Here is a 9037-nt window from a genome sequence, read left to right as displayed (position 1 = left end):
TTTCACCGGACACGCTAGCCTCCAGCCACTTGAAGCCAAGCGGATGTATCAGCCAACTATTACGCTCCCACAAAGTTTCAACACCACCGCCATTACCTTCGCTGGCTGCACGTTCAAGCTCTACCGGGGTTTTTGCTTGGCCTTCGCCGTAGCCAATTGCTCCACCACCAAACAGGACAGAGGTGTATTTAAAGCCGCTGGTGCTGCCAGGAACCACTGGCATACCATCATCAACAATGACGCGGCGTCCAAGAAAGGTAGGAATTGTGAGATCTCCCTGAGAATCAGGCACAAATTCCACATCATCGTTGTCCACCATGCGCTTATAAACCATCGAGTGGACACCAATGGCAGAGGTAGATTCGAATCGATCACCGAGGGTAAAGGCCGCACCGGTAAAAGCTGTACGGCTAAACACATTGCTTGCGCCTGCGTTATTGCCGTCCTCAACAGCGATATCCTCGACCATATCCGCATCATCGTTAGCGGTGTTGTCTGCGAGGATGCCGTTCAAAACCGGAATGACTCGGCGCTGCCACTGGCGCATCCAATAAGTGCCGAATCGATTGCGAACCCGCTGCATCGGATCGGAGCCAGCAATTTCGCCAGACAGGTCTGCAGAGCTATAACCTTGGTTGATATAGGCCATACGCGCGACTTGCTTACCGGCGATAACTTTTTGCGGTGAAGCTTTCTGAGCAGGGTTATCAGTGCTGTAGTTAGGTTCAACAGAAGCATCCAGGTCTTTCCAGAAAGGAACATTAAGCATTTCACCGCCAGAGTTCGCTTTCTGGTCCAGCATTGCATTGCGAACTGCAACACCAGACTGAAAGAAGACAGTTTTTTCTGGCCCATTTTCGGCCTGATAGTCGGAATACACTTCCGGAATAACTACATCGGATAGCTGAGTAAGTGCCATGAGTTTTTAACCTTTAGATTGGCGATTAACCTGCATCCCGCAACTGCCGATAGGTTTCGGGGTTGCTTTGATACAGCTCCACACGTTCTTTTTCGGATAATTCCGAAAACTTCTTGGAGGCACCGCCTCCCCCGCCACCGGCAGCACCGCCGCCTGAGGCTTTACTTCCAACAATCAATGGCGCAAAGGCCGGATCATTAGAAAATTCAGCTTTTAGTTCCTCCACTGTCATCGCGCTTGGCTTGCCATTAGCATCCAGTACTACAGTGGTCGGCTTCCCGTCACGGACTTCCATTGAAAGGCGGCTTTCCAGATTCAGCATCAGTGCTTTTGCACTACCTTGCACCGCTATTTCAGAGGCAACACCACTAGCCACGCTGGTAACCATCTGCTCCTTCAGCCAATTGTCACGCTCTTCAATGACTCCATCTTTTTCAGCATTGAGCCGGTCATACTTCTCCTGCCAGCTCTTTTCTAGGGCTTCGATGTCACCACTCTCACGGTGCTTGCCGTTCTTTAAATCATCCAAGCTGTTTTGCAGTTCGCCCATGCTAGCTTCCAGGTCACTGACCTTTTTCTCAGCTGCTTTGCGATGTCGCTCTGCTTCTTCGTGCTTGGCTCGATAGCGGTCCTCTTCATCACCCTCAATTTTCAGGGCATAACCATCACCACTCTTTTCATAGAGTCCTCGATACTGCTCTTCGACCTCACTGAGATCACTGATACGCTTCTTTAACATTTGAGCACTGCTCCTTTTTTCGGGGCACAACCCCTAAGACTTGCCGAGTAAACGGCAGATACAAAAAAGGCCCGCCGAAGCGAGCCCTTTAATTAATTTGGTTGGTGCTTAGAGCCCTGCTCGCTCGAATGCGATTGGCTCTTTCAGTTTCATTTCTGCCAGAGTGAGAGGTTTGAAATTACGCCCCAGGTTTAACGCTGCAAATCGCTCTGCAGAGAGTCCGCCATCTAAAAGAAGCTTCGCCCGAGTTGGGCCAATGGCATCTTGTATGAAACTCAATGGCTGCTTTTTGAGCCACTGGTAATAAGTCAGACCAGAATCGACATAGCCGCCCCTACTGGCCCGTGTAGCGCCTTCACTTAGGGCCCGGTACTTTTCCTTCAGAACCGCAATAACTGTACTGCGGCAACGTATGTGAACCGGTGGGCGCGGCCCTTTATCAAGGGGAAATACCTCATTATCCAGGCTGCGGCACTGAATCGACGTACGGCTATCCAAGGTGGATACCCAGCGCAGTCCCTCCAGCAAGTCGGAGTTATTCTGAAGCGTCTCCATCCGCGAGGTGGTAGCCGTGTGGGCAATCGCTGTTCGAACTACCGCATCGGCATTGCGTTGGGTTATCGCCAAAATTCCGTCGCGGTATTTATTCGTCTTGGTACCGCGCACATTGCGGATAATCTGCAGGGTTGTTTGCCCCTCGAAGAATCCCTGCCGTATAGCCCCGGTAACCCGCTTTCTCTCGCTGCTAGTCCAGTTCTTGATAAATGGCTCAATCAGCTGGCCACCATCAGGACCACGCACAGAAAGTGGAGTGGAGAGTACGGCTACGCGTACCTGTGCTGGTGCAGGCATTACTGTCTCTACCCCGGCAATCAATGCGGCCTGCAGGTTTCGGACCTCAAATTCCGATTCATACTCGGCTAGGTCCAGCAGGTGGCCGGCAAGCTGGTCGTAATACTTACTGAATATCTCGGATAGATCGCTATCAACTTCGGCAAGCAACCGCTCCAGCCTTGCCCGGGAGAACTCGGTTAGATCGTGACTTGATAAACGCTGCTTTATGGAGCGGTCCATCTGCTGCAGGAAGGCTGCAAACTGATTTACCTCACCAGACTTCAGCCGCTCCAGATAAACGGCGTGGCGAGTGGTTGAGGTGGCGAGGGCTTCACTCATCATTTAGCCCTAGCCCAGGTTCCTCGCCTCCCAGTTCCTCACGAATTACCTCATCAGTCTTCTCGGCATTGATAACCCCATGCTTGCGGAGATTCGCCCAGAGATCTGAACTTGGTAAGCGGCCAGACTGCCAGGCCTGCACCAGGGCGGTGAGCATCTGCGCATCAAGATTGGATTCGGCAAAGTCCTGATTAAGCTTGTATTCCGTTTCAACCTGCACATTCTGGAACTGTGCCGCCCATTGAATAGCCTGGGTGTAGGCCTCGCTGACGTTCTCGGCGACCAGAGATAAAACCGAGTGCTCTGATTCGTTCTCCGCCTGAGCTTCGGTGGCCGTCTTAACTGCAGAACCACGCTCAATCAAGCGGGCACCCAAGGCGACCATTTGCTTTTCTTTCTGGTCCATTGCTTCTTTGACCAGGGTATTAGGTTCAACTTGAGCAAATCCAAAGGCACCGCCATCGGGGAGCAAAATTGGAGAGCGGGAGCCAATATAGATGCCCTGCTTCTCCATATGGTCGCGCCAGTTCTCAGTCAATCCTGAAATCCAAGGCTGAGCCTGACCGACGAAAAACGCTGAATCCTCATAGTCTGCTGAGTTGCGGTAATGGGCTTTGTTGAGGTTTGCCAGGTCTAACAAAGGAGACCGATCGATACTCGAATCATTGTTCTCGGCACCGACAAAAGTAAACGGGATAATGTCCCAGGCCTTCCCTGCTCCATCTAACGGCGTGTAAGTGTCGTGAATAATCCAGGTGCCAGTGTTGCCACTGCGCCATATCTCCACTGTATAGCGACCATCAATCAGCTTGAGTGCGCGGTATTGAGTTTTCTCTTCTATTCCAAAACCATCTGAGTTGGTTTCTTCATAGCTCTCACGGATAACAACCAGCCCCAGCCGGTGAACACCGCCAACCTTGATGGTCCGCCAATTGATAATCTGATTAGCGGGATAGCTCACTATCGATGCGCGTACTAAGCCGGCTTGCTGTTCAGCCTTAGAGGTTTGCCTTTCAGTTTTGGGGTAATCCACCAGTAGCCCGCGCCGGCCAGACTTAAGCACCGCAGCAACCACAGACTGGGACTGCTGGTAGATGCTTACCCCATTGCCATTGGCATCTGAAGTCAGATATTCCAGACCTGCCGGGATATCTACCGATGGCGCTCGGCGAAACACGGCACCAACCAGGCCCTGCAACGTGCGGCCGGTTGCGTTATAGAAAACTGCCCTGTCTGTGTACTGCAGATAGCGAGCTCTATTTGCTTCACTCTGGTCCTTTGGGTTGGGCATGGGCAAATAGGTGGTGCCCTTAGCCTTAATAACCCGCTCACCCGCACAGATATCATCAACCAGAGTCCAGTCTGGCAGCGCCTTGGTGAAGTCGTCGCGCTGATAGGTAACGTCATTTGCCATTAGTAGGCCATTCCCATGTTGATTGTTAGTGCTGGTTTGATGAGCGGGTAATCGTGGTGGATGAAGTAGCCACCAGCGTCTGGAGCGTGGTCGAGGTCGCCGCTTTTATCTGGTTCGCCATTCTCCGCCCAAGGTTGTTGCTCTAAGCAGTCCGAATAGCCCGGGCACTTATCGGTGTTCACTAAATAGCGGCGCTCACCCTTGGCATTGCAGAACATCGCGTTCATTGCGTTGACCCGGTCTTTCACCGGGGGATTGGCTTTCGGAGCGTGTACCGAAAACCCAGCATTTCTTAACAACGCTAAATCAGTGGTGCTGGCATTCACCGACTTACGAGAATCACCAGAGGCATCCGGGTAAATACGAACCTCACAAGTCTTGCGATAGTCCCCGTCCCGGTATTCCCAGTACCGCTCTTTAATTCTCCGAATCATGTCGGGAGTGTCATAACCCTCAAGGATTTCATCTACTGCGCGGGGCTTGCCGTCTCGCTTTACATGAGTGACTGCCGCCATCTTGCCGACATTGAAGTCCATTCCGATAAACAAGGGCTCACCTAGCTCCACTGTGTCATTGCAGTGATTAAGCTTGCGGTCGAATTGGTGATAGACCGTGCCGGTAAGCAGGTTTACAAACTGGCCATTGAGATATGCCCGGATAAGCTCGGGCGTATAGGCCTCAAGCATTGAATCGATATAGTCATCAGGTAGGTTCGACTCATTATCGAAGGTCGAGGCCTGAATTAATCCATATCGCCCGTGAAGCTTTGGTTTATCCCGAAGGGCCTTTACGAACTGGCGATAGACAAACTTGAACCCTTCCGGAGTGGTCGTTACATCGATGCCATTTTTGACACCGTGGACCTTGTAGCGCATGCGCGCCATGATTTTCCGCCAGGCCTGCTCTGCTTTCTTCTCAGCAAGCAGGTCCAGCTCATCGACCAGAGCATGGCCGATTTTAAATCCGACAATATTGGCCGGGTCATCTATCGAGCGGCAAATAACAGAGCCGCGGTAGCGACTACCGCTGTATACCTCTACTTCGTGGTCACCTCGCTTGACCTTGACCCGCAGCCCCATAGTCTCAGCAACTTCGCCGATTGTGGGGTAGTAAATATCCCTAATTAGTGGATAGGTTGGAGCAAAGTAACCTTGATTAATCTTGGGGTGCTCGTAGAAGTGGGCCAGCTGTCCTGAACAGCCTACCCAGGTCTTCCCAGACCCAAACCCTGCAACATAGGCCCTGTACTTGTGCGGTAAATTAAGAAACCGACTTTGCGGAACATTAAGTGCCGCTCTCACTTCCCTCCCGCGTTCTTGCATCCTTGACCTCGAATACGACTTTTGTCGGTGGTATGTCGGCACCGCCACCGGCTGGGTCAGGGTTTCGTTGCCATTTTTCTCTTTGCCGGTTATGAAGCCAGGCTAAACAGGCCGTTGTGTCTGGTGGGTAGTGTTCGGTGTACTCCTGAACGATAGGGTTGCCGTTGTGCTGCATAATCTTTACAGCTTCATGGCTATAGCCGCAGGCCCTTCGAAAGAGACTCTCCGCCACGTTAGCATCTGCCAAATTTTTGCCCCTTTTTATGGACTCAAAAAATTCGGGATGCTTATTCTTCCAATTGTTGATTGTTTGCTCTGTTACCTCGAAGAATTCGCCTAACTCTTTGTCAGTCAGACCCAGCTTGCAGAGCTTTTCAGCCTGCTCTGCGAATTCCTCCTTATAACTGGTTCGCCTTGCCACTATTCCCCTCTCTCAATCAACCGCTCTAGCTTGCTATCAATACGCTGGAGCCGTGTTCTGATTTCGTCTTTGAATTCAGCTATGTGCTTTTGTTCTAGGGCACGCATAGCTGATTCGTGTTTGATTGCTTGTGCGTTCTCACCTACCCGTTTCTCTACATCTGAGCCCCAGGTAAACAGGCCAGCAGCTAGAAGTATGATGCTGGCTATCTGGGTGATGGAGATGCTTTTGCTGAGGTGCCAGTGCTCTGTTTGTTGGGTCATGATTGCTTCCAAGCCTTCATTGCTTTCTCAGCGCTGCGCCCCACGACATAACCACCGAGGCCGATTTTTACTATCTCCAGCAGTGCCAGGGTTTGGTCCTCGCTTAGGTTTTCGGCTGTCCAGCCCAACCAGTGAAATACAATCAACCCGACGAACGTAAGCATTGTTACTGGCCGCCAGTTTCTCTGTAGCCATGACTCCCCTGATGCCTCTGCTGTGATTACCTGGGTAGCTGCTTTTAGCTCTTCCAAGTCCATTGAAATCAGCTGCGAATCAACTTGGGCTTTTAGGCGATTGGCTTCCGTCTTATCTGGGAATGCTTTGTCTATGACCTTGCCGAGTAGATTTGATATGGCTGTAATCATGGGTATTCCGGTATGAAGTGAGTGACGTTTAGCTCAAACTCTGGCGGCAGCATGTCCCGCAATTCCTGCATGGCTTTGCGTGATTGAATCACCCACCAACCGCCAGGGGCTTGGGCCGTTCCAATACCAATGCAGCCTTGAACATCAGAGGCATAGTTAGCCGTATGTATCAGGATTTTTGAACGACCTGGGACTTCCTGTAGCTCCCATATATTGGGGTATTTAGCGGAACTGTACGGATCACACCAATAAACCCCCTCCGGTATACAACTCTCGAATGGCTTATTACCTAGCCATGGGCGTTCTACGGTATAGAAAGTATGGTCACCGACACACAGCCGGCCCAGAGTTGCCTCTGAGCCATAAGCAAATCGCGTTAATGTGAGCATGATTGTCTCGGAGGTGGTTTTTAATCAGATATAGCGTCAGGCATCACTGTCAGCCTGACGGCTTTGATGTACTTGCGCCCTTCGAGAATTGCTCTGCAGACACGGTGCCAGCCGTCAGCAATATGTCCTTCTACATCCAAAATTATCGGGTAGCTCAGGTCAGCGTTGTTAACCCGGGTAACGTGATAAACAAAAGATTTTATGGTTGACCCATCCCATGGGTTCTCACCTATTGGAATTCCAGCTAAAGGTAGGTCAAACACTGCCCGGTCTTTCGCCAGTTCTATGAGGTCTTCGACTCGATAACTCTTTTTGCCGTCATGGTAATAGTTTTTGAATACATGAAACTCACTAATCTTTAGCTGAGGTGCACTCATAAGGGAGTCTCAAATTTCAGGCATAAAAAAACCGGCTTGGGGGCCGGCTTAAGAAGGATGATCCACTGTCGCACATACAACTCGACAGCTTACCTAATATTATTCATCTCACGGCTAGCTGTCAATACATACAGACTGTATATATGTACAAATTAGAAAATTAGTGCACCAGAAAAACCCAAAATCTCATAATATCAAATAGATTCCCAGCTCACTCGCAAATATTGGTCTTTTCCGAGATGTCATATTTCCTAAGAAGCTTTGCATATTCACCCGTAGAACAAAGACGAGATAATCCTTTGTTGAACTCATCCCTGGTCTTTTCATCTTTAAACGCCATTTTAAATTTAGAAACCGGCAGAAAGACCTTGTGAGTATCCACGTCATCCAATGAATGCCCCTGAAGCAAAGAAAAATGAGCAAAAATACTCTTATCTATAATAGCGATAGAGTCTGCGTTCTTCCAAAAATCAAGAACTTGATCTCGCGAACTTTGTTTCTCGACATAATTTTTGCTACCCACCCCTCCAGGGGAGAAAAGGCGCTCAAATTCTGGCCCTAGATCCTGATGAGCCCCTTCCCAGGCGATAACATGGTGCCCAACAAGATCGTTCACATTGGTTATTTTGATTTCTTCACTTTTGCGACTAATTGCGTAATTAACAAAGCCGACATAGTCCTTTGAATAATAGTGGCTTCCCTTCTCTTCATGTTCACACACATTTGCCTCTGCACCTGCTACACCATTTTTAATAGCATCTTGAATCTCTCCCCACCCCATCTGCACAAATTTTATTGAATAGTTAGGTAGTGCTTGCTGGATTAATTCGACCTCAAATCCGCTCTTCGCATTATCATCCACATAGGGTGGTGCATCTCTGGCTATAGCAACTTTTAATTCCGACGCATGAGTAAATAATGTGACCCCAATCAGTAGAGGGAGCAAGACTAGCAGATTTAACACCTTGTTTCGCATCTTGAAAATCCTTAATAACGTGGGAACTTTTAACCTCTTGATTAAGAGGTTAGATTACAACATGAATCCTGTGCAAATATGCGACATGCACTAACGTCAACCTTAACTGTTAATAACATTTAACAATTAAGGCGCCAGTGGTCTGAGCAAATCCGTATAACTAAAAACTCTATTTAATCGCCTGGAGGTGAAGGGGGAAGCCTTCTTTCCATCCTCGCTAAGACTCTTCTCGCATCCTGTACCCCACCTCAATACTAGACTCAATAATTTGGCATAAAGTCTTAATGTTAGCCACTGACCTCTTAACCGCCTTAGCTACCTCCTGCAATTCCCATCTTCGAAAGTAACGGAGCCAAAATACTGCCAACTCAACTCCTGCCTTCTCTTGGTTACCGCGCCCTTTAACTGCCCGGAGGTACATACCTACAACTTGGTCAGTTTCCTCTGCCCTAACTTCATTCACGAGCTCAGGATTCTCCCGGTGTTTAGATTTCATACCCCGTGCAAATGAGGACATACGGGGCCAGGATACTGAATCCCCTGCTCTCTCTGGATAGGCTCGGGACCACTCCCACAATAATTCACGTATCGCTATTTCAGACAAAACACTCCCTCCGCTTTTGCAATAACCGTCTTTTTCTATTGAATATCCGTTTAATCCTTTCGCAATACTCCCGGT

12 protein-coding genes are annotated in these 9037 nt (G+C 49.5%); all 12 read right to left on the bottom strand.

The genetic code is table 11. The features are described 5' to 3' along the window. Positions 1-919: hypothetical protein (locus MO867_RS19175; RefSeq protein WP_252472124.1), on the bottom strand; the 919-nt coding region annotated here is incomplete at its 3' end. Between the two features lie 25 nt (positions 920-944). Next, the gene (locus tag MO867_RS19170) at positions 945-1658 is read right to left on the bottom strand and encodes a hypothetical protein (protein ID WP_252472123.1); all 714 of its coding nucleotides are present in this window, start codon (positions 1656-1658) and stop codon (positions 945-947) included. 108 nt (positions 1659-1766) lie between these two features. Continuing rightward, positions 1767-2834, bottom strand: coding sequence for a phage head morphogenesis protein (locus tag MO867_RS19165; RefSeq protein ID WP_252472122.1), 1068 nt, complete (start codon positions 2832-2834; stop codon positions 1767-1769). Further along, positions 2824-4245: a DUF4055 domain-containing protein gene (locus tag MO867_RS19160; RefSeq protein WP_252472121.1), complete on the bottom strand. Its 1422-nt coding sequence runs from the start codon at positions 4243-4245 to the stop codon at positions 2824-2826. The genes MO867_RS19165 and MO867_RS19160 overlap by 11 nt, the downstream gene beginning before the upstream one ends. Then, entirely contained in the window at positions 4245-5567 is a 1323-nt protein-coding gene (locus MO867_RS19155) for a terminase large subunit domain-containing protein (protein ID WP_252472120.1), read from the bottom strand. The genes MO867_RS19160 and MO867_RS19155 overlap by 1 nt, the downstream gene beginning before the upstream one ends. Next, positions 5530-5988 carry a hypothetical protein gene (locus MO867_RS19150; protein ID WP_252472119.1) on the bottom strand — a complete coding sequence of 153 codons (459 nt, stop codon included), beginning with the start codon at positions 5986-5988 and terminating at the stop codon, positions 5530-5532. Before MO867_RS19150 ends, MO867_RS19155 begins: the two co-directional genes overlap by 38 nt. Next, complete coding sequence (locus tag MO867_RS19145; RefSeq protein WP_252472118.1) at positions 5988-6251, bottom strand: hypothetical protein; 264 nt, start codon at positions 6249-6251, stop codon at positions 5988-5990. Before MO867_RS19145 ends, MO867_RS19150 begins: the two co-directional genes overlap by 1 nt. After that, positions 6248-6616: a 3TM-type holin gene (locus MO867_RS19140; protein WP_252472117.1), complete on the bottom strand. Its 369-nt coding sequence runs from the start codon at positions 6614-6616 to the stop codon at positions 6248-6250. Before MO867_RS19140 ends, MO867_RS19145 begins: the two co-directional genes overlap by 4 nt. Then, complete coding sequence (locus MO867_RS19135; RefSeq protein ID WP_252472116.1) at positions 6613-7005, bottom strand: DUF5675 family protein; 393 nt, start codon at positions 7003-7005, stop codon at positions 6613-6615. Before MO867_RS19135 ends, MO867_RS19140 begins: the two co-directional genes overlap by 4 nt. A 20-nt stretch (positions 7006-7025) precedes the next feature. After that, positions 7026-7382, bottom strand: a complete 357-nt coding sequence (locus MO867_RS19130) for a hypothetical protein (protein WP_252472115.1) — start codon at positions 7380-7382, stop codon at positions 7026-7028. 211 nt (positions 7383-7593) lie between these two features. Further along, positions 7594-8358, bottom strand: coding sequence for a substrate-binding periplasmic protein (locus tag MO867_RS19125; RefSeq protein WP_252472113.1), 765 nt, complete (start codon positions 8356-8358; stop codon positions 7594-7596). Positions 8359-8575: 217 nt separating this feature from the next. Next, positions 8576-9037: hypothetical protein (locus tag MO867_RS19120; RefSeq protein WP_252472111.1), on the bottom strand; the 462-nt coding region annotated here is incomplete at its 5' end.

The sequence above is a fragment of the Microbulbifer okhotskensis genome (genome assembly GCF_023895975.1).
GTDB classification, from domain to species: Bacteria; Pseudomonadota; Gammaproteobacteria; order Pseudomonadales; family Cellvibrionaceae; genus Microbulbifer; species Microbulbifer okhotskensis.
This window is presented reverse-complemented; position numbering and strand designations above follow the sequence as displayed.